Below are 25,310 nucleotides of genomic sequence, written 5' to 3' on the forward strand. Positions count from 1 at the left end.
GGAACCGGATGGCAGTACTCCGCCTGAGCCCCCTCGCCCTCTCCCGCTCCCGTTTCGCGCTGTCACCGCTCGCCGAAACCCTCGGCACGGCGATCGCGCTGGCGCGGCCCGGCCCCGCCCCCTGGTTCGCGGCCTGGCACGCCCGCCGGCTCCCGGCCTTCACCGCCGCCCTGGACGCCGACCCGTTCGCCGACGGCCTGATCGGCCTGGTCGGTTCCACGACCTGGCTGCCCCGCTTCGTGGCAATCCCCCCGGCGGACGGCCTGCGGACCACCCTCGCCGCCGAGTTGGCCGCCGTCCGCGCCGTCCCCGACGCCGACTTCCGCGCCGAACTGGAGACGTCCCGGGCCCACCCGCACCCCCGGTACGCCGCCCGCCACCACCGCCACCACGACCTCTCCTGGCTCACCGGACACGACTGGGCCACCCGCACCGCCGACCTGCTCCACGCCCTGTGGACCGCGCACATCGCCCCGGAATGGACCCGCCGCCGCACCCTCCTCGAACGCGACATCGCCCACCGGGCCGGACTGCTCGCCACCCGGGGCTGGCCCGCCGCCCTGGACCAGATGAGCCGCCACAGCACCTGGGTGGGCCCGGACGCCATCCGCTTCGGCCACCGCCCCGGCCCCGAGCGCGTCATCGGCGACACCGGCATGCTCTTCGTGCCGGTGAGCCTGGCCACCGGCACCTGGCTCTGCGAGGGCCCGCCCGGCCACTACGCCCAGGTCTACCCGGCCCGCGGCGCCGCCACCGCGACCTTTGCCGAGCCCGCCTCCCCGACCACCGCCACCGGCCCGGGCCGCGCCCTGGAACGCCTCGTCGGCACCGGCCGCGCCACCCTCCTGCACGCCCTCCGGCAGCCCGCCACCAGCACCGAACTCGCCGCCCGGCTCCACCAGTCGCTGGGCACCGTCGGCGGCCACCTGGCCGTCCTGCGGGACACCGGGCTGGTCGTCGGGACACGGGTCGGACGGCGGGTCGTGTACCGGCGCACCGAGCGCGGCGACCTGCTGATGGGGGACGGGGAGGGCGGCACGTCGGCGCAGGGGTGACACGGGGCCGAAATGCGCCGGCGATACGGAAAACGGGATGAGGGCGGCGTACCCGCCCGGTTAGCGTCCCCCCGTGACAACGGATCACCGTACGGAACTGACCCTCCGCGCCATCCCGGATGCGGACCTCGACCAGGCGGTCGAGCTCACCGCCCTCTCCTTCCACCTGAAGCTCGACGGCAAGGGCCGCACCCACCAGCGCGAGGTGCTGCGCCACGCGCTCCGGGTCGGCGCCTACGACGGCGGGACGCTGGCCGGCATGGCCGCCGCCCACCGCCTCCACCTCGCCGTACCAGGCACCCGACTCCCCTGCGCGGCACTGGACTTCGTCTCGGTCGCGGCCACCCACCGGCGGCGCGGCGCGCTGACCGCGATGCTCGACGAGATGTGGCGGCGGTGCGCCGCCGAACGACTGCCGCTGGCCTGCCTCTGGGCCTCGGAGAGCGCGATCTACGGCCGGTTCGGCTTCGGCGCCGCCACCGAGGCGTACCGCCTGGAGATCGACTCCAGCCGTCCGCTGGCGCTCCGCGTCACCCCCGACGACCGCCCGCTGCGACTGCTCGACCCGGCCGAGGCACCGGCCGCGCTCGGACCGTTCCATGAAGCACAACTGCCTCTCGGCGCCGGGCAGTTCAGCCGGGGACCGCAATGGTGGCGCACCCACGTGCTCGGCCTGGACGGCGCCGAGGACGACGAGGACGACTACGGCCCGCTGCGGGTGGTGGTGCTGGGCGCCGCCGACGAGCCGCCCGGCGGCTACGCCCTCTACCGCACCCGCGGCGTCGACGGCCACGGGCCCGGCGCGGTCGACGTCCAGGAGCTGGCGGCCGACTCCGCCCCGGCCGCCGCCGCACTGTGGACCTACCTCGCCGGCATCGACCTGACCGCCACCGTCCACGCCGACGCCCGGCCCGTGGACGATCCCCTGCTGCTCTTCGCCGCCGACCGCGACCAGGTGCGGGTCACCCGCCAGGAACCCTGCCTGTGGCTGCGGCTGGTGGACGTCGGCACCGCGCTCACCGCCCGCTCCTGGGCCGCCCCGGTGGACCTCGTCCTCGGCGTCCGGGACACCGTCCTGCCCGCCAACGACGGACGCTTCCGGCTGACCGCCGGACGGCCCGGCACCGCCGCCTCCTGGACGCCGACCACCGACCCCGCCGATGTCGCGCTGGACGTGCGGGAGTTGGCGGCGTGCTACCTCGGCGGGGTCCCGCTGCGCCGGCTCGTCCGGGCCGGATTGGCGGTCGAGCACACCCCGGGGGCGGTCCGGCGCCTGGACGCCGCCCTGGAGACCGAGCGGCTGCCGTTCGCCGGGGAGGACTACTGAGCCGTCGGCCGCGCCGGTCGCAGCGCCGCCATCAGCAGCACGTCGTGCCGGGCCCCGTCCCAGTACAGCGCCTCGCGCAGCCGGCCCTCCACCGCGAAACCGCACGCCTCGTAGGCGCGCCGGGCCCGCTCGTTGTAGGCGAAGACCTCCAGCTGGACGCGGTGCAGGCCCACCCGGTCGAAGGCGTACCCGAGCAGCAGCCGGATCGCCTCCGGGCCCAGGCGGCGACCGGTGGCGGCGGGGGTCAGGGCGATCCGGAAGGTGCCGTGGTCGTTGTCCGGGTCGATCCGGTTCAGCGCCAGCTCGCCGAGGTAACCGCCGGTGTCCCGGTCCTCGATGGCCAGATCCAGCCGGTCGGAGCGGCCCGCGCACTCGGCGATCCAGGCACCGATCTCCGCCCGGGTCCAGTCGTGGTGGGCACCGGTCAGCCGTCTGGTCTCCGGGTCCTGGAAGGTGGTGTGGAAGGCGTCCGCATGCCGGTCGGACAGCGGGACCAGTCGGATCCGGTCGCCTTCGAGGACCGGCTTCTCGGAAAGGGCGGTGGCATCGATCATGGGGAGATGATGGCCGCGCCGCCGCGGGCGCGACAAGGGAATTGACCCGGCACCGCCACCGTTGGAGCCGGTGGCACACGGGGGCCGTGGCCCGGAGGGCCGGGGAAGGGCGGGCGTGGAACTCCAACAGGTGCGCTGTTTCGTCGTGGTCGCGGAGGAAGGGCACCTCGGGCGGGCCGCCGAGCGCCTGGGCCTGCTGCGCTCGGCCCTGGAGCAGCGGATCCGCCGGCTCGAACGCGACCTGCGGACCGAGCTGTTCGACACCGCGCTGCCGCTGCCGCGGCTGACCGCCGCCGGCGAACGGTTCCTCCCGGCGGCCCGGGCTCTGCTCGCCGCGGAGGAGCGCGCCCGCGCCGTGCTCGCGCACCGTACGGGCGTCGCGGCGGCCCCCGTCGCCCCGGCCCGCACCCTGCGGCTGGGCACCAGCCCGGGCCTGGCCGGGCACCTGGACCGGGTGCTGGCCGCGCTTCCCCGGATCGCCCCGCAGCTCACCGTCGAACCGGTCACCGCACCGGCCCCGGACCGTCCGGCCCTGGTCGTGACCGGCGTCCTGGACGCCGCGTTCGTCCGCGGCCCGGCCCCCGGCGCGGCCCGCGACGGGCTCCGCCACGTCCCGCTCTGGCAGGACCCCCTGGTCGCGGCCGTCCCGGTCCGGCACCCGCTGGCCGCCTCACCGGGCACCCTCTGCCTCGCCGACCTCGCCGACGTCCCCCTGGTCCTCACCGCCCGCCGCCACAACCCGCCGCTGGTCGACCTGGTCGTCACCGCCTGCCGCGACGTCGGTTTCACCCCCGTGCCGGGCCCCCGGCACGGCTCGCTGGACGCCACCCTCGCCGCGATCGGCGCCTGCACCGCGGCCGCGGGGATGTGGACCGTCGTCTACGACACCTACGCCCGCCGGCTTCCCGCGCCCGGCGTCGCGTACCTGCCGTTCCGCAACCCGGGCATGGAGCTGACCACCTCCCTCGTGGTCCGCCGCACCGATCCGCCCGACGGCGTCGACCTGCTGCTGCGGGCCTGCGCGGCGGCGGGGGAGAGCGGCACCCCGGCCGTCTGCCGCTGACCCGCCCGGCACGCGCCGCCCGCCGATCCCTCCGCCTCCCTTCTGACAGGGGGCTTCCCTCCCCACAGGGGGTGGTGCGAACTGCGCCCCCGATTACACGATGGCACCCGGCATCGCGGCGACGGGGAGGACGGCAGACGCCACCATGATCGTTCCTTGACGGAAAACCGCTGCCCGGACCCCTGCCGGCGGCGTCAACTGCCAGACTCCGTTCCACCTCGCAGACGTGTTTGTCCCGGGTACATAGAGCACAGGAGAGAGCATGCGGACACCGATGACGATCGCGGACTTCCTGGACCGGGCGGAGTGGGGATTCCGCAACAGCCCCGGGGTGGTCGACGAACCGCATCAGCCCGCCGCGCCGGTGCCCGAGACGACCTACGGGCGGTTCGCCGAACGCGTCCGTGCCTGGCAGGCGGGCCTGGACGCCCTCGGCGTCGGTGAGGGCGAGCGGGTGGCGGTGGCCAGTCACAACTCCGCACGCCTCCTGGAGCTGCTGTTCGCGGTCCCGATGAGCGGCCGCGTCTGCGTCCCGGTGAACTTCCGCCTCAAGCCCGAAGAGGTCGCCTACCTCGTGGAGCAGAGCGGCTCCTCGGTCCTCCTCGTCGACCCGGAACTGGACGCGGCACTCTCCGACATCAAGGTGCGCCACCGCTTCGTCCTCGGTGCGCAGACCGAGACCGAGCTGATGCGGTTCGGCGTGGAACCGCGCCCCTGGTCGAACCCCGACGAGGACGGCACCGCGACGATCAACTACACCTCGGGCACCACCGCCCGCCCCAAGGGTGTGCAGCTGACCCACCGCAACATCTGGGTGAACGGCATGACCTTCGGCCTGCACACCCGCGTCTGGGAACGCGACGTCTACCTCCACACGCTGCCGATGTTCCACTGCAACGGCTGGGGCATGCCGTACGTGATGGCCGGGCTGGGCGTGAAGCAGGTGGCGCTGCGCAAGGTCGACGGCACCGAGATCCTCCGCCGCGTCGAGGAGCACGGCGTCACCCTCATGTGCGGCGCCCCGGCCGTCTGGAACATGGTGCTGGACGCGGCGGCGACCTGGGCGGGCGAGATCCCCGGCCGGGACCGCGTGCGGATCGTCTGCGCGGGCGCCCCGCCGCCCACCAGGACCATCCAGCGCGTGGAGGAGGAACTGGGCTGGGAGTTCATCCAGCTCTACGGCCTCACCGAGACCTCACCACTGCTCACCATCAACCGCACCCGCCCCGCCGACGTGGACCTCCCCGCCGAGGAGCGGGCCCGCAAACTCTCCCGGGCGGGGGTGCCGGCACTCGGCGTCACCCTGAAGATCTCGGACGCCGGTGAGGTCCTGGCCCGCTCGAACACGGTGCTCGACGGGTACTGGAACAAGCCCGAGGAGACGGCGGAGGCACTGGAGGACGGCTGGTTCCACACCGGTGACGGCGGCACCTTCGACGAGGCCGACGGCCATCTGACGATCTCCGACCGGAAGAAGGACGTCATCATCACCGGCGGCGAGAACGTGTCGTCGATCGAGGTGGAGGACACCATCTTCAGCCACCCGGCCGTCGCCGAGGTCGCCGTCATCGGCGTACCGCACGAGAAGTGGGGCGAGACCATCAAGGCCCTGGTCGTCCTCGCCGAAGGCGCGACGGCCCAGGAGGCCGACATCATCGCCCACTGCAAGCGGCATCTGGCCGGCTACAAGGCCCCGACCTCGGTGGAGTTCCGGGACAGCATTCCCCGCACCGCCACCGGCAAGATCCAGAAGTTCAAGCTGCGGCAGCCGTACTGGACCGGGCTCGATCGAGGCGTCAACTGACGCACCGTCACCGTACGGGCCCATCCCCGCCCCGGCCGGCGGGCCGACACCGCCAACTGACGGGCAGTTCACCGCCGTCGGCGGTGAACTGCCGATGAGTACCAGCGGTAGCCCGGGCCGCGAAGACCCGGGCTGCGGCTGGAACTCCTGAACGGCCGGGCTACCCGCGCGTGCCCCGCTTCCCGAGCACGCGCCGCCCCTCGGTGCCTTCGTGCGGCCCGAGCCGGCCGTCCGCGATCCGTACCGCGACGAGATCCGCATCCGCACCGAGCACTGCGCCCCGGGCCGGATGGGCAACCGCCGCGATTCCGGGTGGTTTCCGCGGTACCCGCTCAGTTGCGAGCGGTGCGGCGACCCCGGCGGTACAGCAGAACGCCACCCATCAGCAGCCCGGCACTGGCCGCGATCGCCAGGCCGGTCTCCGCGCCACCGGTCTGGGCCAGCTGGGGGCGAAGCGGGGCGCTGCGGTGCTGCCGGTGCTCCTGGTGCTCCTGGTGCACCCGGCGCTCAGGAGCGGGCGCCGGAGCGGCCTGCGCATGATGCTGGACCGCGGGGGTCTCGTGGAGCATCTGGCGCTTGTGCTTCTTCATCTTGTGGTGGTGCCGCATGTGGGTTTCCGATGCGTTGACGCAGCGGTTGCCGAAGGCGGGGTTGAGCGCTCCGACCACGTTCACCGTGTTGCCGCACACATTGACCGGGATGTGAACGGGCACCTGGATCTGGTTGCCGGAAATGACACCCGGAGATCCGGCGGCGGTGCCCTCCGCTCCGGCGTCGGCCGCGGACGTTCCCGCTCCTGCGAGCAGCAGGCCACCCGTGGCAACCGAAGCGGCAATGACCTTTTTGATCACGTGACTCCTCCTTGACAGTGCGGTCACATCCGCGGACCGCACAACACACAACGACGCTGAACGCAGAAAGCTCCGAATGCACCATTTCGATCACTCTTTCAGCTTGATGTGTATGCCTACTCGGTGGAGAGCGGTGGTAGATACGTTTGTATGGCGATGTGCCGCACGCGATGAATGGGGCACGGAAAACGATCGGGAAGTGTCGACCCTGCGCACCGGTTGAACTCGCAAAAGCGTGGAATCCGAAAATCCGAAAAGAAGCGGGAAGCGCGCCGCGAGGCGAGCTGCGCGGGGGCCTACGGCAGGGCGCCCCGAGCCCGCCGGTGAATTCGGCAGGATCGGGGCGCCCTGGGCGGAATCAGGCAATCAGTCCCGGTTGAGCAGCGGGAGTCGGCCCACGTGCAGCGGCCCGATATCGCTGGCGACCTTCAGGGGGTCACCGAGCACTCCGCCGACCCCCGGTTCGTTTCCGTCGGCATGGGCGGGTACGGACAGAACCCCGGTGAGGGCGAGGGCTCCCAGCAGGGTGGCAAGGGCACGGCGCATAGCGGCTCCGGCTCCATTCGTCGTGTTGACGTGCAACTGGCACAGGCCACCCTGGCACCGGCGCCTCACGGACTCCTCCGTCCACGCCACGCGATCACCTGATCGCGCGATTGCGGTATGCGCGCACAAAGCGCAGGGCGCCGACGCGCCGAAACTCCGAAAACGGCCTCCGCCGCGGTGCGGAGAATTTGTCCAGGGGGCTGCGGCCGAACGGGTGAATGCGCCTCGCGTGCCTACTGCGAATCCTGTCCTTCGACGTCCCAAAATCGTTGCTGGGCAAGGGAATTCGCAAAATCCGCGATTATACAACCCGGCGCGTCGTTCCGCGACTTCACGAAGATTTCGTATTAGCCTCCCTAGTTGTACGAAGTCGTTACATAACGACCTCAACCGTTCGATCCACCGGAGAAGAAATGCGCAAGCTTCACAAGGCTGCAGTCGTGGCTGCCGTCCTCGGCGGCGTGAGCATCCTCGGCGTCGGCACCGCCACGGCCGACGGCGGCGGCAACCGCTTCGACATCAGGCAGAGCTCCATGTGCAGGTCTCACGACACCAACGTCGACATCCTCGGTGAGGTCGGCATCGCCAACGGCCTGGGCGGCAACCTGCTCGGCGGCGAGGGCTCGCCGGGTGCGCAGTCCACCCACATGGGCTCCAAGATGGGCTGCAACAACGGCGCATTCAGCAAGTAACCGGAACGCAAAGGGTTCCGGCGTCCACACGAGTGGGCGCCGGAACCCTTTTGTGTGCTCCGGGAAATCAGGGCCTGACGCCAACGCGCGCCCACCGCAACGGAGTTCCACACCCGAAGCGCTCAGCCCTCGGGCTTGCCGCGCGGCAAACCCGAGGGCAGCGGACACCACCGGGCGACGGGATATCGAGAGCGCCGACATCCGAGAGTGCTGACACACGAGAGCGGGGCCGGCCGCCGATGGGCGGGCCGACCCCGTGGAGTCGTCACCGGGACAGGGGCGCCCCTGTCCCGGTGGGCAAGCGTGTGGACCTCAGGAGTCGGCGGACTGCCGCTGGAGCTCCTTGGGCAGCGGAAACTGGTTGGAGCAGTTCATGCGCGGGCCGATTTCCGTGCTCTGCTTGTCCGTGGTGCCGCTCTCGGGCCACACCACGCGCTCCCGGTCGATGGTCGAACAGCGCTGGGTCTGGTCGATGATGACGCGATCGCCGTCCTTGGTGCGATAGGCGGCCTCATGCCTGTTGACGCAGGTTCTGTCGCCAGCTTCGCCGCGGCTGCAATGGCTCTCTCCTTCGGCGTGCGCCTGGGGGGCGATGAAGCCGGCCGCGGTGAGGCCGCCCATCAGTGCCACGACGGCTGCGATCTTCTTCCGACTGAACATGCACTGCGTCCTTTGTGATCGATGCCCGGGCGCGGGCCACTGTGAACGGGCCCGCGCCATGGCCCTGGGAATACCGAAAGGGGTTCTGGTGCCCGGACCCGAAGGCCGGACACCAGAACCCCGCGGTGACTACTTGCGAAGGGCGACGTTGTCGCAGCCCATGCGCGAGCCCTGGCGGGTGCCCTGCTTGCCGGGCGAGCCCTCGCCGTTGAGCGCGTTGCCCAACGTGCCGTTCAGCAGCCCGACCTGGCCGAGGAGGTTGACGTTCAGGTCGTGGGAGCGGCACATGGTGTGCTGCTTGATCTTCACGTCCTCACGGCGCTTCTCGGAAGACTGCTGGGCAGGTGCCTCCTGGGCGGGCGTCCGGGGGGTGGCGGCCTGCGGCGCCGGCGCCTGCTGAACGGGAGCCTGCTGAACGGGAGTCAGCTGGGCCGGTGCCTGCTGGACCGGAGCCGGCTGAGCGATCTGCGGGGCGGGCGCCGGCTGGGCCGGTGCCTGCTGGGCGGGCGCCTGGGGGGCGGCCTGAGGAGCAGGTGCCTGCGGAGCGGCCTGGGGGGCCTGAGCCTGCGGGGCGGCGGCCTGCGGGGCGGCCTCCTGACCGCCGCGCTCACCGCCGGACGAAGAGGCCCCGGAAGCCGAGACGGCCCAGGCAGTGGCCTCCGGGCCGTTCCCGTCAGCCAAGCTGACTCCGGCACCGGCGGTGGAGAGGCAGCCGACTGCTGCGACGACGATGGCAACTCGCTGAAGTGTGCGCATGGAACCTTTGATCCTTGGTTGCGTGGACGGGGATGATGCCGCGACTACTAAGTGTGAGGATATGCACACTCGGTGTAGTTATGCGCGCATTTCGCCCTCTACACTTTTCGTGTCGTTCTCGCAAGAGGAGGCTCTCTCCCTTACGTCCGCGACGGGCTGGTGGCGGTGCACTCCGGCGTTCCGGGCAATGGACGACGGACTCCCGTGCCCCGCTCCGGATATCCATCCGAAGATCTCCAACGAGCCAATAGGGCAAGCCGCTTGAGATCGGCAAAGCGCAACGAAAGTGCACCCGGCAGATCGCGCGGCGGCCCGGATGGCATCGCTGCCGCACGCTTCTCCGCTCTCTCTGGGGAAAGAACGAGGCGGGCCCCCGGCAGGGGCACGGGGGTCGGCCGACAGTCACCCGTTTGCCATTGCTGTCGGCGCCGCCGGTGAATTCGAGGAGGTCGCTCGCCGGGTCAGCGGCAATCCGATGCGGGCGGCGTTCCTGTCGACTCGGCCGACCTTCCTCGGTGTGACTATCGGGCTTCCTTTAAGGCGGAGCGGGACGGCGTCCGGGACGGTGAACTCCGTTGCCTTCTCCCGCCTTTCCTTGTCTTTCGACACAGGGTGCACAACGGAGTGGAACCCCCAGATTGGCTACTGCTAGTGTGCGCGCAGTCACAGCCAGCAATTAGGGCTAAGTAAAGGTACGAAGGGTCGAGGGTTCCATGCGCAAGCTCCAGCAGGTCCTGATCGTCGCCGCGGCGGCCGGCGGTCTGTCCGCCGTCGGTGCCGGTGTCGGCACCGCCTACGCCCACGATGGCGGCAAGGTGCACAAGAACGAACTCTTCCGCCCGTACCAGGAGTGCAGCCCGCAGACGTTCGCCGAGGCCAACCTCCCGATCGGCGTGCTCGCCGTTCCCCAGACCTGGGGCACCACCTGCGGCCAGTTCAATCACGCCTTCGCAAAGTAAGGCCGGCCGGGCGGCCGTATGCGACACCGATCGCGGGTCCTTCGGGGTTGTCCTCCCGAAGGACCCGTTTGTTTGTGTCTGAATAATTGAGCCGCCCCGGTGCCGCCGAATGGGTGATTCGCCCAATAGTGCTTGAGCCTCCCCCGGCCCGTTGAATGTCCAACTGGCCAGGAACTTGCCATCGTTGCAAGGGTCAAGTTCGTTCGTGAACGTCTAGCATTCGGCGCGTCTCCCAGCAACCGTGATTCTTTCGTATTAACTATCCAGCAACTGCACGAGATCGATCGCTAATCGATCGCTTCCGCTCTTTTGGAGAAGAAATGCGCAAGCTTCACAAGGTTGCTGTCGTGGCCGTCGCTCTGGGCAGCGTTGGCTTCTTCGGTGCCGGCACCTCGTACGCCCTCGGTGGTGCGGGTGGCTTCGGTGCCGGCCAGGGTTCCCAGTGCCGCACACACGACCTGAACGTCGACGTCCTCGGCGAGGTCGGCATCCTCAACGGACTGGCGAGCAACCTGATCAACGGAGAGGGTTCGGCGGGCGCGCAGGCCACCCCGATCGGCTCGGGCATCGGTTGCAACAACTCCATCGGAAAGTAGCCGGGCGGGGTTCTGGTGTCCGGCCTTCGGGTCCGGGCACCAGAACCCTTTTCGGCATTCCCAGGGCTCGGGCGCGGGCCCGTTCGCGGTGCATTGCGCCCGAGCATCGATCACAAAGGAATGCAGTACATGTTCAGTCGGAAGAAGATCGCAGCCGTCGTGGCACTGATGGGCGGCCTCACCACGGCCGGCTTCATTGCGCCCCAGGCACACGCCGCCGACACCACGGGGCTGTGCTCCCGTGACATCCAGGGAAATGTCACCTGCCTTCAGAGAACCACCGGTGCCAACGAAGACGGCAGGTACACCCTGGACCAGGCGAAGAGCTGCATGCCGACATCGCCGGTGACGCTTCCGGCACACGGGCTGCTCAATCCGGGAACCACTCAGGTCGGGCCTGCCATCACCTGCAACAACGCGGCGCCGGTGCCCGCCGGTGACCAGATGGCCCCCATGGACTGAGCCTCGGCGGGGAGCTGCGGCGGGAGTCCTCCACGGGTCATGCGAGGGCGGGACTCCCACTGCCTCCCCACTCCGGCTGAACAGGGGTGACGCCTCAGGGCACCCCATCAAACGGCGAATGGCCGGACCGCGTGAAAACGGTCCGGCCATTCGTCATGTGCTGTGCGTCGTCCGTTGCGCGCCGTGGGTCGCGTGCACGCCGCCGCAACCGACGAGTCCCGGCGCCGAGCTGTGGCTCGACGCCGGGACCAGGTCAGTTCAGGTGCTTGTGACGGTTGTTCAGAAGGCGCTGTTGTCGCAACGCAGGTTCGCGCCCATACGGGAGGGCTGGGCGCCGGGCGCGCCCTCGCCGTTGAGCGCGTTGCCCAGCGTGCCGTTGAGAAGTCCGACTGCGCCAAGGACGTCGATGTTCATGTCGTGCGACCGGCACTCGGTGCCCTGCCGGACGTCGAGGTCGTGCCCCCGGTCGCCGTGGGCGTAGGCGGTCCCTGCGCCGAAGGCGCCGACGCTGCCGAGTGCGGCAGCCAGGACGGCAGCCTTGTGGAACTTGCGCATGTCTTCTCCGGTGAATTGAGCGGTTGTAGAGGTGCGGATGGACGGCTACGTGCTGGAAGTCCCCCCGGGAACCGGTCGCCACTCAGGCGCTGAGGGGGGCAGGCGTGGCTCCGCCCCCGCTCATGTCACACGGCAACTCGGTTGTCCCGGAGGGGTGTTGATGTCTGATCAGGTCATGCGGGGCAGGTCGAGCTGTCCCACCGGCGAAGCCGCCAGCCGCCCGAGTCCGACTGGCGACACCTGCGGGACGTCCGGGGAGACCAGCGGGTTGACCAGCGGATTGACCTGGGGGTTGATCTGCGGGTTGACCTGCGGAGCGGGCTGCGGCGAGAAGACCCGCGGAACGGCGACCTGCGGCGCGACCTGGGGCGTGACCTGCGGGGCGGCCTGGGGGGCGACCTGCGGGGCGGCCGGCGCCGGGGCGGCCGCCTGCGGGGCGGACTGCTGCGGACCACCAGGGGAGGTGGACGCCTGCGCGGCCCCTTGCGAAGTGGCCCATGCGGTGGCGTGCGGGCTGTCGAACCGCGGCCCGGACTGCTGCGCAGCGGGTGCCTGGGGGGCGGGCTGCTGGGCGTACTGCGGTGCGGGCTGGGGAGCCGACTGCTGTGGTGCGGGGGCGTACTGCTGCGCAGCGGGTGCCTGGGGGGCGGGCTGCTGGGCGTACTGCGGCGCAGGTTGCGGAGCCGACTGCTGCGGAGCAGGGGCGTACTGCTGCGGAGCCGGGGCCTGAGGAGCGGTGGGCGGCGCGGCGCCGTTGTACCCGGCCGGAGCATCGGCATAACTCACGCCGGCGCCGATGGTGGACAGACCGCCAGCCGNCGCGGGCTGGGGAGCCGACTGCTGTGGTGCGGGGGCGTACTGCTGCGCAGCGGGTGCCTGGGGGGCGGGCTGCTGGGCGTACTGCGGCGCGGGCTGGGGAGCCGACTGCTGTGGTGCGGGGGCGTACTGCTGCGCAGCGGGTGCCTGGGGGGCGGGCTGCTGGGCGTACTGCGGCGCAGGTTGCGGAGCCGACTGCTGCGGAGCAGGGGCGTACTGCTGCGGAGCCGGGGCCTGAGGAGCGGTGGGCGGCGCGGCGCCGTTGTACCCGGCCGGAGCATCGGCATAACTCACGCCGGCGCCGATGGTGGACAGACCGCCAGCCGCCGCGACGACGAGCGCGATCTGGTGAAGCTTGCGCATGGAACCCTCGGCCCTTCATTACCTGTATGGAAAACTGATTACGTATCGCTGTCGTGGGGGTGCGAACAGGGGTGATTCCGGGCTTCACGCCTCGCGCACCCCGGTGCGAAACCACGGCGGAAGCCTCCCGCTGGACCGCGGCAACGCCCATCGTGAGGCTGGCCCTTTCGCTGTTCTCTCCCAACGAGGAACGGCCAATTCCCGGGCCGAGTAACGGGAATCGGAGCCCGGTCACCCATTTGCCCACCAGCATGCACCATTTGGAGTGTCGGTGCGCGCAGCGGCAAGGGCGCTACGCCTCGGCGCCGCGCCCCATCCATGTCAATCGCGGTATTTTTATCGGCAGTTCACCGGACGGGTCGCACGGTCCGTATGGCGCATCGGACCGGTTAGGTGTGATCCCTGACCATGTTTCGGCCGGTATCGAAAATCGCATCGGATGCAGGTCGGCAGAACGCAAAAAAGTTCTCGACGCCGGCCTTGCGGCTCGGCGTCGAGAACCTATGGGTGACCTGTGCGGTTGCTAGCGGCTCAGAATGCGCTGTTGTTGCAGCCCATGGACGAGCCCAGGTGGGTGGACTGCGCACCCGGCGAGCCCTCGCCGTTGAGCGCGTTGCCCAGCAGGCCGTTGAGGACGCCGACCTCGCCGAGCACGTCCACGTTCAGGTCGTGCGACCGGCACTGGGACCCCTGCTTGATGTCGAACTGGCCGCCGCCCTGGCCGCCATGAGCGAAGGCGGTGCCGGCGCCGAGGAAGCTGATGCTGCCGAGAGTGGCAGCCACGACGGCAGCCTTGTAAAGCTTGCGCATTTCTTCTCCGGAAAGTTTGAGGCGATGTGGACTGCGATCTGCAGATGCGATCTGCGATGTACCGACTTCGTACAGTTGGGAAGGCTAATACGAAATATCGATCGACCTTGAGCGACGCGCCGGATTATGCGACAGAAAAAAATCGGAAGTTGCCCCGGAACCTGAGCAGTTCAGAGCGTGTTGGGGCGAGAACGGGCCATGGTCCGGGTGGTCATTCAGCTGAATGGTTGATGCTGCGAGGCTTGTTGAGCATGTCGCGCGAGAAGGCCCTTCGAGGGAATTCCCTCGAAGGGCCCACGGTGTTGCGGCCGCCGCAGCCTTCTCAGCGGGCTGTGGCGAAGGCGTTGGCCTGGGTGTTGACCTGGGTGCAACTGAAGCCACGGGTCTCAGGCGTGGCCAGTAGGCCGATCGGGACGTTGGCGTCGAGCAACGACTGCGGGCTGCACTCCTGGTACGGACGGAAGAGGTTGTTCTGATTCTGCGGACCGGACTGCGGCAGGACGTGCGCCACCTGCGGCGAGAGCTGCGGGTTGAGCTGCGGATTGAGCTGCGGGGACACCTGCGGGCCGGCCTGCGGGGCCGGTGCCTGCTGGGGAGTTGCGGACTGCGGGGCGCCGGCCTGCTGGGGGCCGCCCTGCGACCCGTAGGCGTGTGAGGTGGCACCCGAGGCCGTCCAGGCGGTGGCCTGGGGGCCTTCGTGTTGCGGAGCGGTGGGCGTGGCGGCGCCGTTGTACCCGGCCGGAGCGTCGGCGTGGCTCGCGCCGACGCCGATGGTGGACAGACCGCCAGCCGCTGCGACGACCAGCGCGATCTGCTGAAGCTTGCGCATGGAACCCTCGGCCCTTCATTGCCTGTATGGAAATCTGATTATTTATCGCTGTCTTGAGTGCGCGAACAGAGGAATTCCGGGCTTCACATCGTGCGCGCCCTGGGTGAAACCACGGCGGAAGCCTCCCGATGGACCACGGCAATGTCCGCCACAAGCTCTCCACGCCGTCTCGGAGTCGGTGGCCCGGTCCATCGCCGATCCTCCAACTCGCGTGGGACGCCATGCCGACATCGATTCCGCGGGGCACCCGGCGCCTGGGAGGAAAGGGGTCGTCCCGGCCGGCGGTCCATTGGTCCATTCGCTGCTCTCTCCCAGCGGGGAACGGTCAATCTCCGCTCCTGGTAACGGGAATCAATGCACGGTCACCCATTTGCCCACCGGTGGGCGTCATTTGGAGCGCCGGTGTCCTTGCGTTCGTGGCGGGCGGCCGCCTCGGCTCGCCGGGGCTTGTGCCAGGTGCGCGGCATCTGGGCATGGGCGAGTTGCGGAGCATCCGGTCCGGCAGGAACGGAGGAAAGGGGGAGGGGGAGAGGGGAGAAGGGGAGAGAGACGGGGCGGCCGCTGTGAGTCGGGCTGCCATATCGTCGGTCAAGTTCGCTTGGTGGTGCCGGTGGTCCCGTTGCGATGGGCCCGGTGAGTGGAGCGACGGCCAGCGTGGAAGGGCTGGCAACACGCTGGCCGTCGTTGTTCTCCCACCTGAAAGAACGCCGACATCCTAAGCGGCCGATGTGCTGGTCGCGTCGGCCTTTTGGGTGCGTGTGTGGTGGGGGATCGGGGGCGTGCGGCGATTTTTCACATGCGGCGCGTCGTGGCCTGGTGTGCGGGGTGGGTGTGGAACTCGCCGTGGAATTGGGCGAGTTGTTGGTTGTTTATCGGTGTGTGGTGGGGCGTTTGTGTTTTTCTTTGCCGTCGTGTGGGGGGAAAATCTGTGGGGGGTGTTGTCGGCGCGTAGTGGCGCGGGGCTGCCGGTGTGCCGTTGCGTGGCGTTCGGTCGTCGTGGGTGCGGTCGGTCGTCGTGGCTCTGGGTGGTCCTCGGTGGGTGCGCGGCTCACGGAGGCTCAGGTGGCGGGGTGTGGCATACGAGTGAGGCCGTGACAGCGCTTGTCCCTTCCTGGACCGGCGCTGCGGCGGTGGCCTCGCGTTCGTCCTCGGGGTGTCTCCCTGCCGGGGAACTGCGCGTACGGCATGCGGTGCCGACGGGGCGTCATCGGGTGCTACTGCAATCGTGGACGCGGCGGCGGGTGCCGTCTCGGACGCTTGCGGGCCTGGCTCCCCGCGGTGTGGTGCGCAGGCCGGGGCGGGCCTCCGGGCCCCGGATGCCAGCACCGATGAGCAATATGCCGAATATCATATTAGCCTCCGATATCAGCGATGTGGATCTTTTGATGCTCGCTCTATCGACCCAAGGAGGAGAAATGCGGAAGCTTCACAAGGCTGCTGTGGTGGCCGCCGTCCTCGGTAGCGTCGCCTTCCTCGGCGCCGGCGCCGGCACCGCCAATGCGCAGGGTGCCAAGGCGATGGGCGGCTGGGGGTGCGACGGTCAGAACCTGAACGTCGACGTTCTCGGTCAGGTCGGGATTCTCAACGGTCTGCTGGGCAACGCCCTCAACGGTCGGGGAAACCCGGGCGCGCAGATCAGCCCCATGGGCACCTTCTGTGGTGGCGGTCGCGGGTAGCCACGCGCGTCACCGCAATGGGTCTCGGTGCCCGGGCCACTGGTCCGGGCACCGAGACCCATTTTTCGGCTGTGCCCGTCTCCGTCTTCGGGTGGCGAACGGGTAGGCGAGCCGAGGGTCCTTCGGGGGCGTTCGACGCCATGCTGTACGTGGCACGTACGGGGTTGTTCGCGGGGGTGGATTTTCCGCGCCGGCGGGCAATCTTGCGGGTGGATGACCGCGATGGCCGACGACGGGTTTTGGGAGCAGCCGATGAAGGTGTTGGTGGATGCGCTGGGGCAGGCACCCCCGGCGGGCGGAGGGGCGCGCACGTCCCTGGAGGGCGATCCGGGCGAGCGGACCGAGCAGGGCGGCGGCGTTGCCGCGTACAGGGAGGGGAGCCACCGGTGACCGGTCAGTCGCAGATCGAGCTGTCGTACGCGAGCGGGGCGGCGGACCGGCCGTTGCTCGGGCGCACCATCGGCGCCGACCTGGCGCGCACCATCGCCCGCTTCGGTGACCGCGAGGCGCTGGTCGAGGTGGCCGGGGGCCGTCGCTGGACCTACGCCGAACTGGGCCGTGCGGTCGACGAGGTGGCGCTCGGGCTGCTCGCCAAGGGGGTCGGCAAGGGCGACCGGGTCGGGATCTGGGCGCCCAACTGCGCCGAGTGGGTCCTTGTCCAGTACGCCACCGCCCGGATCGGCGCGATCCTGGTCAACGTCAACCCCGCCTACCGGGTCCACGAGCTGGCGTACGTCCTGCGGCAGGCGGGGGTGGCCGTGCTGGTATCCGCCGTCACGCACAAGACCAGTGACTACCGGCGGATGATCGAGCAGGTGCGGGCCGACTGCCCGGCGCTGCGCGACGTGGTCTACCTCGGCGACCCGACCTGGGGCGGGCTGCTGGCCGCCGGTGCGGCCGTCCCGCACACCCGGCTCGCCGCCTGCGAGAAGACGCTGACCGCCGACGACCCGGTCAACATCCAGTACACCTCGGGCACCACCGGCTTCCCCAAGGGCGCGACCCTCTCGCACCACAACATCCTCAACAACGGCTACTGGGTCGCCGAGACGCTCGGCTACACCGAGCACGACCGGGTGTGCCTGCCGGTGCCCTTCTACCACTGCTTCGGCATGGTGATGGGCAATCTCGGCGTCACCTCGCACGGTGCCTGCATCGTCATCCCGGCACCCTCCTTCGAACCGGCCGCCACCCTCCGGGCCGTCCAGGACGAGCGCTGCACCTCGCTCTACGGCGTGCCCACCATGTTCATCGCCGAGCTGAACCTGCCGGACTTCGCCGACTACGACCTCTCCTCGCTGCGCACCGGCATCATGGCCGGCTCGCCCTGCCCGGAGGAGGTGATGAAGCGGGTCGTCTCCGAGATGCACATGGCCGAGGTGTCGATCTGCTACGGCATGACCGAGACGTCGCCGGTCTCCACCCAGACCCGCCGGGGCGACGACCTCGGCCACCGCACGGCGACCGTCGGCCGGGTGCTGCCGCACATCGAGGTCAAGATCGTCGACCCGGCGAACGGGGTGACGGTGCCCCGCGGCACCCCCGGCGAGTTGTGCACCCGCGGCTACAGCGTGATGCTCGGCTACTGGGAGGACCCGGAGCGGACCGCCGAGGTCATCGACCAAGCCCGCTGGATGCACACGGGTGACCTGGCGGTGATGAACGACGACGGCTACGTCCGGATCGTCGGCCGGAGCAAGGACATGATCATCAGGGGCGGGGAGAACGTCTACCCGCGGGAGATCGAGGAGTTCCTCTACTCCCATCCCAAGATCGCCGATGTCCAGGTCGTCGGTGTCCCGGACGCGAAGTACGGCGAGGAGATCGCCGCCTGCGTCATCCTCCGCGATCCCGCCGACATCCTCACCCGCGACGAGCTGGCCCGTTACTGCCGTTCCCGGTTGGCGCACTACAAGGTGCCGCGCTATCTGGAGATCACCGACGTCTTCCCGATGACCGTCAGCGGCAAGGTCCGCAAGGTCGAACTCCGCGAGCGGCTCGCCGCGAAGTGGGGGACGGCGGTCCCGGCGGCGGCGGAGCCGGTGCCGGGCCAGCCGGGAAAAGCCGAAGCGTCGGCCCGGGAGGGCACTCTGGACGCGGTGTGACCGGGTGATCAGCCCTGCCGGGGCGGGGAGTTGGGGACGTAGCCCAGGTCGCGGGGGACCGGGTCGGTGCCCGGCTTCCCGCCCCGGCCGTACAGCGGCGCCAGCAGCGCGGGCAGCTGCGGCGGCCACAACGCCTCGGGTGCGCCAGCCAGTTCGTCCGGGTTCCACCACCGCCAGCCCAGGATCCGGTCGTCGGCGTGCGCGGTCGCCACGCCCTCGGTGGGCTCCCGGCGCGGTCCGTGGGCCAGGTAGACGTGCTCGCTCTGCCGGACCGGCGTCCCCACGGCGGGCGTCCCCGTGCGAGCGCGGTCGAGAGCGCGGGGCAGGGTGAAGTCGTGCTGCCAGGTGCACAGCAGCGGGCCCGGCTCCAGGTCCGTCCAGCCGGTCTCCTCGCGCAGTTCGCGCCGCGCCCCGGCCCGCGGGCCCTCGCCGGGCTCCAGTCCGCCGCCGGGCATCGCCCAGTGGACGCCGACCTCCTCGTTGTCGTAGCGGAGCAGGAAGACCGTGTCGTCCGGGGCGAGCACCGCAACACGGGCCGCTCGACGGGGTGTTCGGGACGGGCGCATCCGCGCACTGTACGGCGCGCGCCGGGCCGCCCCGCGACCGGGTCGCCGTCGGTTCCCGCCCGCCCGGCCGATAGGGTCCTGACCTGGCCCGTTCCCGGGTGCCGGGAGCGGGCGAATGGCCGTCAACCAGGCCGAACACCAAGGCCGTTAACCAGGCCGGAAATCCCACGGGATTCCCGTCAAGAGGGGACATTCATGACCCGTATCGCACGTTGGGCGACCACTGCCGCAGCCGTGGCCGCCGCCCTGGGGAGCTTCGCCGCCCCCGCCTACGCCGACGTCATCCAGCCCGGCAGCCCGGACGGCCCCACCCGTGAGGTGCTCACCGCCGGCTGCGCGAGCGGCGAGGACGCGGCGACCGTGGCGCCGACCGTGGTCGACGCCGACAGTGCCGCCAGCTTCTACCGCTGCGACCCGGTCACCCACCGGGTGGCGACCCAGGACGGGCACGCGACCTGTGCCCCCGGCGGCCTCTTCGACTGGAACCGGGGGCTGTGCGAACCGGCCGCCACGGTGCCCGAGATGGCGTCCCGGCTGACCGCCGGCAAGGCCACGCTGTCCACCAAGCCGCTGAAGGTCATCGGCCTGCACGCCACCCTGGTGCGGGCCCGCGCCGCCGGCCCGCAGGACGCCATCTGGAACGCCACCATCACCTTCAAGGACACCACCGGCAAGGTGCTGTGCGTGGCGAAGACGGACGCCGCCGGTCAGGCGTCCTGCGACGCCGACCGTCCGCGCTCCGGCGCCGAGGTGCTCAGTGGCGGCTACACCGCCGAGTACGCCGGCAACGGTGCGGTGAACGGCGGCTACGACACCGTCGCCCCGGCCACGGCACAGGGCGGCATCCGCGCCGTCCTGCCGCCCCAGGGCTGACGGTCCGTCCGATGTGATGCCCCGTGGTCGCCTCTGACCGGTCCGCCGCGGCCGCCCGTGCCTGCGGGCGGCCGTCCGGACCGGTCCCGGTGGGAGGAGTGACCGCGGGGCATCGGTGTGCCGCCGGGGCCGCGCGCCCGGTCAGCGGCGCTCGCCCGGCCAGTCCAGGAGGAGCCGTTGGGTGCGCGGGAGCGAGGCGACCACCAGGTCGTAGGAGTCCTCGATCAGCTCCCGCACCATGTGGTCGGGGAGGCCGCCGGTCAGGGAAACGGTGTTCCAGTGGCGCTTGTTGAGGTGGTAGCCGGGGACCACTTCGGGGTGTGCGGCGCGCAGTCTCGAAGCCAGCTCGGGGTCGCATTTGAGGCTGACGGTCAGCGGTGCCGCGTCCAGCGACGTCAGCGCGAAGATCTTGCCGCCGACCTTGAACGTGGAGACCTCCCGATTCCCGGGGAAGGGGTTCTCCTCGGTGGCGCCGTTGAATTCCAGGCAGAGGGCGCGGAGGGCGTTCGCATCGATCACCGGCACATTATGGCCCGCCGCACCGACACCGCTGACGGAATGTCATATCAGCTCCGCGCCGCCGCTTCCCGGCGCATGCAGACCCGCGGCCAGCGGTCCAGGCCCAGCTCCGCCTCGTGGGCGCGGATCGCCCGCAGGCCCGGCGTCAGCTCGTCGGCGGTGAGTCGGCGGAACCCGAGCCGGGAGTAGTACGGGGCGTTCCACGGGACGTCGGCGAAGGTGGTCAGGGTCAGCGCGGGCGGCCCGTCGTCCTTCCCGTCCGTCCCCTCCTGCCCGGAGGGCGAGGGAGCCGCCGCCCCCGCCCGGTCGATCAGCGCCCGGCCGACCCCGCGCCGGGCCCGCTCCGGGTGGACGGAGACCTGCTCGATGTGGCGGCAGCCGTCGACCGGGTCCCAGAGGAGGTAGCCGCGGGGCGGCTCGCCCGCCTGCCCGGTGTCGTAGGCGGCGAGGGCCCGGCCGGCCCGCTGGTACTCGGCCAGCAGTTCCAGCGGCGGCGGCTCGTCGTCCGCGATCAGCGCCATGCCGAGCGTGCGGAACGGTTCCCCGGCGGCGCGTTCGAGGGCGCGCAGGGCGGGCAGGTCGGCCGGGTCCGGAACACGGATGATCATGCGGTCAGTGTCGCCGGTCGGGGCCCACGGGGCGAACGGTTTCCGGTGCTGGTGCTGGTGCTGGTGCTGGTGCTGGTGCCCGGCCCGGTCGGTGCGGTGGGCTCAGGGCCTGCCCGGCGGCCGGGCTCCCTGGGCGATCAGCTCGTCGGCCGCGTCGTTGACCGGCTGCGGGGTACCGGTGAGGTCCATGACGAACAGTGGGACGTGCAGTTCGTCGGCGCGGGACCGGGCGTCGCGGGCGTAGCCGGCCAGGGAGAAGGAGACCGCGACCGCGGAGTCGGACAGGCCGTTGAGCCAGACGCACTCGACATCGCGGAGGGCGGTGGCCCGGGTCGTCGGATCGACCTGGGCGACCACGCCGGTGCCGCGCAGGTCGATGCCGGTGGCGGTCCGCTCCTGGGCCCGGCCCACATCGGCGAAACCCAGCCACTTGAGGTACTGGGCGGCCGCGGTGACGCAGTCCCGCGCGGTCCGGATGGTCACCGGGTGGAACGCCGGGCGCTGCGGCGGCGGGCCGGGGGCCGGCCGGGGCGGCGGCGCCGACTCGGCGGGAGCGGTGGGGGAGGGCGGCTCGGGCGCGGGTGGTGCGGCGGGCGTCGGGGCGACCGGCACCCGGACGACCGTGCCGCAGGCGCAGCCGCTCTCCGGCGCCGGCCAGTCGTCCTGCCGTCCGCAGACCTCGCACCGGACCGCCACCCAGGACGCCTCCCAGGTGCGGTGCAGTATCTCGACCGGCACCCCGCCGCGCAGCACGGGCAGGGTCAACGGGGCACCGCAGGCGCAGGGGAAGGTCGGCGGGGTGAAGGCGTTCTCGCGGCGGCACGTAGGGCACCGCACCAGCACGCTGTCGGCCATGATCGGCTCCAGGCAGGTCGGGCAGGCGGTCGGTCGGCTCTGCTTGCCGTCCATGGTCTCCCCATACGTGCCTGCCGGGGGCGGGAATGCGCCGAGGCGTCGCGGCCGGGGCGGGTGGGGAGTTGCGGGGGAGCGCGGGGGAGCACGGGTGCGCGGGCACGCCACAGGGCCCGGAATCCGTGACCGTACGGAATTCCGGGCCCTGTGAGTGGTTCCCGTCCGACAGTGCGGGAGATGGGCGCGACGGGACATTCCCCCAGCTACCGCTGGGAGATACCCCCGCACCGTCGGACGGAGTCTGTGGGAGGGGTGGGTGGTACGGGGTGGGGCAGCAGGCGGGCTCCGCGGCGGGGAGGCGGCTCGCCCTCCTTGACGGGCGTGCCTGCCACCGCACTGGAATCTCCCCGGGATTCCGCGGAGCTCCGCACTACTTCCCCGTACCGGCCGACCACCCCTCAACGGGCCGGCCGGTACGGGTGCGCAAGGGAACTGACCTCCCGTCAGTCCTCGCGCAGCTCGCGGACGCGCGCCTCGACGCGCTTGCCGTAGTCCTGGTCGGCGGCGTGGAAGTGCGCGAGGTTCTTCTCGATCACGTCGTCGCGGGTGACCTGGGCGAGACCGCCGGCGATGTTCTCCACCAGGCGCTTCTTCTCGTCCTCGGACATCAGGCGGTAGAGCTCACCGGCCTGGAAGAAGTCGTCGTCCTTGGTGTGCGCCGGGGCCTCGTGGGTGCCGACGTGGCCGGAGACGGCCAGCGGCGCGGAGAGCGGCTGGTCGGTCTGGACCGGGCCGTCGTACGAGTTCGGCTCGTAGTTCTTGGCGTTGCGGTCGTAGGCGTTCGACGCCATGAGGCCGTCCCGGCCGTAGTTGTTCGCGGTGGTCGCCTTGGGGGCGTTGACCGCGAGCTGGGTGTGGTTGACGCCCAGGCGGTAGCGGTGCGCGTCGGCGTAGGCGAAGAGCCGGCCCTGGAGCATCTTGTCCGGGGACGGGCCGATGCCGGGAACGAAGTTGTTCGGCGAGAACGCGGACTGCTCGACCTCGGCGAATACGTTGTCGGGGTTGCGGTCCAGGACCATCCGGCCGACCCGCTGCAGCGGGTAGTCCGAGTGCGGCCACACCTTCGTCAGGTCGAACGGGTTGAAGCGGTAGTTGGCCGCCTCGGCCGCCGGCATGACCTGCACGTACAGGGTCCAGGAGGGGTACACGCCCCGCTCGATGGACTGCAGCAGGTCGGTCTGGTGGCTGTTGGCGTCCTTGCCCACCAGCTCGGCGCCCTGCTCGGCGGAGAGGCTGCGGACGCCCTGGTTCGTCTTGAAGTGGTACTTGACGAAGAACGCCTCGCCCTCGGCGTTGGTCCACTGGTAGGTGTGGGAGCCGTAGCCGTTCATGTGGCGGTAGGAGGCCGGGATGCCGCGGTCGCCCATGAGCCAGGTGACCTGGTGGGTGGCCTCGGGGGCGTGCGCCCAGAAGTCCCAGACGTTGTTCGCTTCCTGCTTGCCGGTGAACGGGTCGCGCTTCTGCGAGTGGATGAAGTCGGGGAACTTGATCGGGTCCTTGATGAAGAACACCGGGGTGTTGTTGCCGACGAGGTCGTAGTTGCCCTCTTCGGTGTAGAACTTCACCGCGAAGCCGCGCGGGTCCCGGACGGCGTCCGCGCCACCGAGGCTGTCGGCCACGGTCGAGAAGCGGATGAACAGCTCGGTCCGCTTGCCGACGGTGTCGAGGAAGTCGGCCCGGGTGAAGCCGGTGACGTCGTCGGTCACCTCGAAGTAGCCGTATGCGCCGGAGCCACGGGCGTGCACGACGCGCTCCGGGATGCGCTCGCGGTTGAAGCGCGCGAGCTTCTCCAGCAGGTGCTGGTCCTGGAGAATGATCGGGCCGCCGACGCCGGCGGTCGAAGAGTTCTGGTTGTCGGCGACCGGGGCGCCGGACTCGGTCGTCAGCGTGGGCTTCGACATGGTGACCTTCCGTACGAGAGCGCGGAAGTTGGCTTCCGCATGTCGGAGCGTAGAAAGCGCTCCGACCAAACGTCAACAGTTTGTTGAAACAATCTGTGTTGCTCAGGGATGGGTATTCCGGGCGGCGGCCGCGCCTGGGCGCGACAGGACAGGTGTCAGCGCAGCCACCGCCCGGAAGCTTGTTGCCGCGAGCCCGGAGGACCCCTCCGCTACGGGTTCAGGTCCCGTACGCGCGGGTGTGCACCGGATCCGCGGGCAGACCGTCGTACGCGTCCGCTGGGCGCTCGGCCCGGACCTCCACCAGGACCGGCCGGCGGGTGGAGACGGCCTCCTTGCGGGCCCACTCGACCGCCGAGCGGAGCTCCGCCGGATCCAGGACCTCCCGGCCCGCGCAGCCGTACGCCTCGGCGAGCTTCACCGGGTCCGTGAACGGGTCGGTGTCCTCGGGCCCGCCGAGCAGCACCACCACGAACGGCACTTCGTACTGCGCCGCCCCGGCCAGCTCCCCGGCCGTCAGCGGGAAGCCGCGGCCGTCGACGACCACCACGACCTCCGCCGCCCGCTCACCCCGGGAGTCCAGGGCCGTGCGGACCCCGATCGCGGTCGGCACCTCCCACCCCGGCGGACCGCCGCGGCGCGGCACCCGGTGGCGGCGCGGGGCGGTGCCACCGGTGGCGAAGACCTCCGGCAGTCCGCTGACGACGTAGGTGTCCGCCGGCGGACGCGCGGCGAAGACCTCGGCGAGCTCCGCCAGGGCCCAGCGGGGCCCGGCACCCGCCGGATCCGGCGGGACGGACAGGGGTACCACCGCTCCCGGCGCCGAGGACCGGACACCGTCCACCAGGGCCCGTTCGGCGCCGGGAGCGGAGGGGGCGACCGGAACCGGACCGCACGCGATCTCCACCGCGGCCAGATCGGCCGGGATGTCGATCAGTACGGGACCGGGCCGGCCCTCCCGCGCGATGCGGAACGCCTCACGGAAGGCGCCCGGGATCCGCGCGGGGTCCTCGATCCGCTCGGCACGCTTGGTGACCGCACCGGCCAGCCGGACCAGGTCCGGCGGCCGGTACCCCGCGTGCCGCAGCGGTACGGCGGGGGCGGGCGGCGCGGACGCCTCCCGGCCGGTGATGCACACCAGCGGGACCGCGTCCTGCTGCGCCGCGTACAGGCCGCTGAGCAGCCGGACCGCTCCGGGCCCGGCCGCCACCGCGGCCACGCCGGCCTTCCCGGTCGTCCGGGCCCAGCCGTCGGCCATGTGCGCGGCGCCCTCGGCGTGGCCCGCCGACAGGTGGGCGATGCCGCCGGTCCGCTCCAGCGCCGCGTACAGCGGCAGCAGCGCGGTACCGGGGCAACCGAAGACGGTGTCGGCGCCCTCGTCCTTCATGATCTCAACGGCCGCCTGTACGGCGGGAATCCGACGTGCCCCCATGACCGGTTCTCAGTCCTTGAGGT

Annotated in this window: 27 protein-coding genes and 1 pseudogene; 12 read left to right on the forward strand and 16 right to left on the reverse strand. The window is 70.9% G+C overall.

Features of this window, described 5'->3' with window-relative positions:
• Nucleotides 1–8 precede the first annotated feature (8 nt).
• Complete coding sequence (locus CG747_RS18730) at nt 9–1,055, forward strand: ArsR family transcriptional regulator (protein WP_100602893.1); 1,047 nt, start codon at nt 9–11, stop codon at nt 1,053–1,055.
• Nucleotides 1,056–1,128: 73 nt separating this feature from the next.
• Complete coding sequence (locus CG747_RS18735) at nt 1,129–2,382, forward strand: GNAT family N-acetyltransferase (protein WP_257980520.1); 1,254 nt, start codon at nt 1,129–1,131, stop codon at nt 2,380–2,382.
• Here the strand turns inward: CG747_RS18735 and CG747_RS18740 are convergent.
• Nucleotides 2,376–2,936: a GNAT family N-acetyltransferase gene (locus CG747_RS18740; protein WP_100602894.1), complete on the reverse strand. Its 561-nt coding sequence runs from the start codon at nt 2,934–2,936 to the stop codon at nt 2,376–2,378. The two genes, CG747_RS18735 and CG747_RS18740, sit on opposite strands and share 7 nt — an antisense overlap.
• 115 nt (nt 2,937–3,051) lie before the next feature.
• Between CG747_RS18740 and CG747_RS18745 the strand changes: the two genes are divergently transcribed.
• Both CG747_RS18745 and CG747_RS18750 read left to right on the forward strand, forming a co-directional pair.
• The gene (locus CG747_RS18745; protein WP_100602895.1) at nt 3,052–3,999 is read left to right on the forward strand and encodes a LysR family transcriptional regulator; all 948 of its coding nucleotides are present in this window, start codon (nt 3,052–3,054) and stop codon (nt 3,997–3,999) included.
• A gap of 262 nt (nt 4,000–4,261) precedes the next feature.
• Entirely contained in the window at nt 4,262–5,803 is a 1,542-nt protein-coding gene (locus CG747_RS18750; protein WP_100602896.1) for an AMP-binding protein, read from the forward strand.
• Between the two features lie 332 nt (nt 5,804–6,135).
• Here CG747_RS18750 and CG747_RS50715 read toward each other — a convergent pair whose 3' ends face one another.
• From CG747_RS50715 to CG747_RS18760, 3 genes and pseudogenes are all read right to left on the reverse strand, one after another.
• Nucleotides 6,136–6,411: an LPXTG cell wall anchor domain-containing protein gene (locus CG747_RS50715; RefSeq protein WP_308303790.1), complete on the reverse strand. Its 276-nt coding sequence runs from the start codon at nt 6,409–6,411 to the stop codon at nt 6,136–6,138.
• A gap of 15 nt (nt 6,412–6,426) precedes the next feature.
• Nucleotides 6,427–6,654: pseudogene (locus CG747_RS49565) on the reverse strand (chaplin); the annotation flags it as partial.
• A 366-nt stretch (nt 6,655–7,020) separates the two neighbouring features.
• Nucleotides 7,021–7,200, reverse strand: coding sequence for a hypothetical protein (locus CG747_RS18760; RefSeq protein WP_100602897.1), 180 nt, complete (start codon nt 7,198–7,200; stop codon nt 7,021–7,023).
• Nucleotides 7,201–7,613: 413 nt separating this feature from the next.
• Between CG747_RS18760 and CG747_RS18765 the strand changes: the two genes are divergently transcribed.
• Entirely contained in the window at nt 7,614–7,892 is a 279-nt protein-coding gene (locus tag CG747_RS18765) for a hypothetical protein (protein ID WP_100602898.1), read from the forward strand.
• A gap of 312 nt (nt 7,893–8,204) precedes the next feature.
• On the opposite strand, the gene CG747_RS18770 is transcribed toward CG747_RS18765, so the two are convergent.
• Nucleotides 8,205–8,552, reverse strand: a complete 348-nt coding sequence (locus CG747_RS18770) for a hypothetical protein (protein WP_100602899.1) — start codon at nt 8,550–8,552, stop codon at nt 8,205–8,207.
• A 129-nt stretch (nt 8,553–8,681) separates the two neighbouring features.
• Nucleotides 8,682–9,308, reverse strand: a complete 627-nt coding sequence (locus CG747_RS18775) for a hypothetical protein (RefSeq protein ID WP_100602900.1) — start codon at nt 9,306–9,308, stop codon at nt 8,682–8,684.
• 713 nt (nt 9,309–10,021) lie between these two features.
• On the opposite strand from CG747_RS18775, the gene CG747_RS18780 reads away from it, so the two are divergent.
• From CG747_RS18780 to CG747_RS18790, 3 genes are all read left to right on the forward strand, one after another.
• On the forward strand, nt 10,022–10,267 hold the full coding sequence (locus tag CG747_RS18780) for a hypothetical protein (protein ID WP_100602901.1): 246 nt from the start codon (nt 10,022–10,024) through the stop codon (nt 10,265–10,267).
• A 320-nt stretch (nt 10,268–10,587) separates the two neighbouring features.
• On the forward strand, nt 10,588–10,863 hold the full coding sequence (locus CG747_RS18785; protein ID WP_100602902.1) for a hypothetical protein: 276 nt from the start codon (nt 10,588–10,590) through the stop codon (nt 10,861–10,863).
• A 129-nt stretch (nt 10,864–10,992) separates the two neighbouring features.
• Nucleotides 10,993–11,325, forward strand: a complete 333-nt coding sequence (locus tag CG747_RS18790) for a hypothetical protein (RefSeq protein ID WP_100602903.1) — start codon at nt 10,993–10,995, stop codon at nt 11,323–11,325.
• A 279-nt stretch (nt 11,326–11,604) separates the two neighbouring features.
• Here the strand turns inward: CG747_RS18790 and CG747_RS18795 are convergent, their stop codons facing one another.
• The 4 genes from CG747_RS18795 to CG747_RS18810 form a co-directional block, all read right to left on the reverse strand.
• Nucleotides 11,605–11,880, reverse strand: coding sequence for a hypothetical protein (locus CG747_RS18795; protein WP_100602904.1), 276 nt, complete (start codon nt 11,878–11,880; stop codon nt 11,605–11,607).
• A gap of 168 nt (nt 11,881–12,048) precedes the next feature.
• Nucleotides 12,049–13,059 carry a hypothetical protein gene (locus CG747_RS50995; protein WP_374701785.1) on the reverse strand — a complete coding sequence of 337 codons (1,011 nt, stop codon included), beginning with the start codon at nt 13,057–13,059 and terminating at the stop codon, nt 12,049–12,051.
• Between the two features lie 531 nt (nt 13,060–13,590).
• A complete protein-coding gene (locus CG747_RS18805) occupies nt 13,591–13,869 on the reverse strand; it encodes a hypothetical protein (RefSeq protein ID WP_100602905.1) in 279 nt (92 codons plus the stop codon).
• Between the two features lie 322 nt (nt 13,870–14,191).
• The gene (locus tag CG747_RS18810; RefSeq protein ID WP_100602906.1) at nt 14,192–14,698 is read right to left on the reverse strand and encodes a hypothetical protein; all 507 of its coding nucleotides are present in this window, start codon (nt 14,696–14,698) and stop codon (nt 14,192–14,194) included.
• A gap of 1,415 nt (nt 14,699–16,113) precedes the next feature.
• On the opposite strand from CG747_RS18810, the gene CG747_RS18815 reads away from it, so the two are divergent.
• The 3 genes from CG747_RS18815 (at nt 16,114) to CG747_RS18820 (ending at nt 18,479) form a co-directional block, all read left to right on the forward strand.
• The gene (locus CG747_RS18815; protein ID WP_100602907.1) at nt 16,114–16,374 is read left to right on the forward strand and encodes a hypothetical protein; all 261 of its coding nucleotides are present in this window, start codon (nt 16,114–16,116) and stop codon (nt 16,372–16,374) included.
• A gap of 213 nt (nt 16,375–16,587) precedes the next feature.
• A complete protein-coding gene (locus tag CG747_RS48085; RefSeq protein WP_180985598.1) occupies nt 16,588–16,764 on the forward strand; it encodes a hypothetical protein in 177 nt (58 codons plus the stop codon).
• Nucleotides 16,761–18,479 carry an AMP-binding protein gene (locus tag CG747_RS18820; RefSeq protein WP_100602908.1) on the forward strand — a complete coding sequence of 573 codons (1,719 nt, stop codon included), beginning with the start codon at nt 16,761–16,763 and terminating at the stop codon, nt 18,477–18,479. Before CG747_RS48085 ends, CG747_RS18820 begins: the two co-directional genes overlap by 4 nt.
• A gap of 8 nt (nt 18,480–18,487) precedes the next feature.
• On the opposite strand, the gene CG747_RS18825 is transcribed toward CG747_RS18820, so the two are convergent.
• Nucleotides 18,488–19,045, reverse strand: coding sequence for an NUDIX domain-containing protein (locus CG747_RS18825; protein ID WP_100602909.1), 558 nt, complete (start codon nt 19,043–19,045; stop codon nt 18,488–18,490).
• Between the two features lie 195 nt (nt 19,046–19,240).
• Here CG747_RS18825 and CG747_RS18830 point away from each other — a divergent pair, with 195 nt between their 5' ends.
• On the forward strand, nt 19,241–19,918 hold the full coding sequence (locus CG747_RS18830; protein WP_100602910.1) for a hypothetical protein: 678 nt from the start codon (nt 19,241–19,243) through the stop codon (nt 19,916–19,918).
• Between the two features lie 141 nt (nt 19,919–20,059).
• On the opposite strand, the gene CG747_RS18835 is transcribed toward CG747_RS18830, so the two are convergent.
• From CG747_RS18835 to CG747_RS18855, 5 genes are all read right to left on the reverse strand, one after another.
• Entirely contained in the window at nt 20,060–20,437 is a 378-nt protein-coding gene (locus CG747_RS18835; RefSeq protein WP_100602937.1) for an MmcQ/YjbR family DNA-binding protein, read from the reverse strand.
• A gap of 47 nt (nt 20,438–20,484) precedes the next feature.
• Nucleotides 20,485–21,045 carry a GNAT family N-acetyltransferase gene (locus tag CG747_RS18840; protein ID WP_100602911.1) on the reverse strand — a complete coding sequence of 187 codons (561 nt, stop codon included), beginning with the start codon at nt 21,043–21,045 and terminating at the stop codon, nt 20,485–20,487.
• Between the two features lie 102 nt (nt 21,046–21,147).
• Nucleotides 21,148–21,900 (reverse strand): hypothetical protein, encoded by a 753-nt coding sequence (locus tag CG747_RS18845; RefSeq protein ID WP_100602938.1) that lies wholly within the window; start codon nt 21,898–21,900, stop codon nt 21,148–21,150.
• A 500-nt stretch (nt 21,901–22,400) separates the two neighbouring features.
• A complete protein-coding gene (locus CG747_RS18850; RefSeq protein WP_100602912.1) occupies nt 22,401–23,858 on the reverse strand; it encodes a catalase in 1,458 nt (485 codons plus the stop codon).
• 217 nt (nt 23,859–24,075) lie between these two features.
• Nucleotides 24,076–25,287 (reverse strand): thiamine pyrophosphate-binding protein, encoded by a 1,212-nt coding sequence (locus tag CG747_RS18855; RefSeq protein ID WP_100602913.1) that lies wholly within the window; start codon nt 25,285–25,287, stop codon nt 24,076–24,078.
• Nucleotides 25,288–25,310 lie beyond the last annotated feature (23 nt).

Origin of the sequence: Streptomyces sp. CB02959 (assembly GCF_002803155.1) — a bacterium.
Taxonomy (GTDB): Bacteria; Actinomycetota; Actinomycetes; order Streptomycetales; family Streptomycetaceae; genus Streptomyces.

What these genes read in the sequence shown, in the direction of transcription:
- CG747_RS18790 (WP_100602903.1), top strand. Translation starts at nt 10,993, where the DNA reads ATGTTCAGTCGGAAGAAGATCGCAGCCGTCGTGGCACTGATGGGCGGC.
- CG747_RS18770 (WP_100602899.1), bottom strand. Translation starts at nt 8,552, where the DNA reads ATGTTCAGTCGGAAGAAGATCGCAGCCGTCGTGGCACTGATGGGCGGC.
- CG747_RS18780 (WP_100602901.1), top strand. Translation starts at nt 10,022, where the DNA reads ATGCGCAAGCTCCAGCAGGTCCTGATCGTCGCCGCGGCGGCCGGCGGT.
- CG747_RS18795 (WP_100602904.1), bottom strand. Translation starts at nt 11,880, where the DNA reads ATGCGCAAGTTCCACAAGGCTGCCGTCCTGGCTGCCGCACTCGGCAGC.
- CG747_RS18855 (WP_100602913.1), bottom strand. Translation starts at nt 25,287, where the DNA reads ATGGGGGCACGTCGGATTCCCGCCGTACAGGCGGCCGTTGAGATCATG.
- CG747_RS18750 (WP_100602896.1), top strand. Translation starts at nt 4,262, where the DNA reads ATGCGGACACCGATGACGATCGCGGACTTCCTGGACCGGGCGGAGTGG.
- CG747_RS18830 (WP_100602910.1), top strand. Translation starts at nt 19,241, where the DNA reads ATGACCCGTATCGCACGTTGGGCGACCACTGCCGCAGCCGTGGCCGCC.
- CG747_RS18840 (WP_100602911.1), bottom strand. Translation starts at nt 21,045, where the DNA reads ATGATCATCCGTGTTCCGGACCCGGCCGACCTGCCCGCCCTGCGCGCC.
- CG747_RS18730 (WP_100602893.1), top strand. Translation starts at nt 9, where the DNA reads ATGGCAGTACTCCGCCTGAGCCCCCTCGCCCTCTCCCGCTCCCGTTTC.
- CG747_RS18740 (WP_100602894.1), bottom strand. Translation starts at nt 2,936, where the DNA reads ATGATCGATGCCACCGCCCTTTCCGAGAAGCCGGTCCTCGAAGGCGAC.
- CG747_RS18825 (WP_100602909.1), bottom strand. Translation starts at nt 19,045, where the DNA reads ATGCGCCCGTCCCGAACACCCCGTCGAGCGGCCCGTGTTGCGGTGCTC.
- CG747_RS48085 (WP_180985598.1), top strand. Translation starts at nt 16,588, where the DNA reads ATGACCGCGATGGCCGACGACGGGTTTTGGGAGCAGCCGATGAAGGTG.
- CG747_RS18805 (WP_100602905.1), bottom strand. Translation starts at nt 13,869, where the DNA reads ATGCGCAAGCTTTACAAGGCTGCCGTCGTGGCTGCCACTCTCGGCAGC.
- CG747_RS18775 (WP_100602900.1), bottom strand. Translation starts at nt 9,308, where the DNA reads ATGCGCACACTTCAGCGAGTTGCCATCGTCGTCGCAGCAGTCGGCTGC.
- CG747_RS50715 (WP_308303790.1), bottom strand. Translation starts at nt 6,411, where the DNA reads ATGCGGCACCACCACAAGATGAAGAAGCACAAGCGCCAGATGCTCCAC.
- CG747_RS18760 (WP_100602897.1), bottom strand. Translation starts at nt 7,200, where the DNA reads ATGCGCCGTGCCCTTGCCACCCTGCTGGGAGCCCTCGCCCTCACCGGG.
- CG747_RS18815 (WP_100602907.1), top strand. Translation starts at nt 16,114, where the DNA reads ATGCGGAAGCTTCACAAGGCTGCTGTGGTGGCCGCCGTCCTCGGTAGC.
- CG747_RS18765 (WP_100602898.1), top strand. Translation starts at nt 7,614, where the DNA reads ATGCGCAAGCTTCACAAGGCTGCAGTCGTGGCTGCCGTCCTCGGCGGC.
- CG747_RS18785 (WP_100602902.1), top strand. Translation starts at nt 10,588, where the DNA reads ATGCGCAAGCTTCACAAGGTTGCTGTCGTGGCCGTCGCTCTGGGCAGC.
- CG747_RS18850 (WP_100602912.1), bottom strand. Translation starts at nt 23,858, where the DNA reads ATGTCGAAGCCCACGCTGACGACCGAGTCCGGCGCCCCGGTCGCCGAC.
- CG747_RS18845 (WP_100602938.1), bottom strand. Translation starts at nt 21,900, where the DNA reads ATGGCCGACAGCGTGCTGGTGCGGTGCCCTACGTGCCGCCGCGAGAAC.
- CG747_RS18810 (WP_100602906.1), bottom strand. Translation starts at nt 14,698, where the DNA reads ATGCGCAAGCTTCAGCAGATCGCGCTGGTCGTCGCAGCGGCTGGCGGT.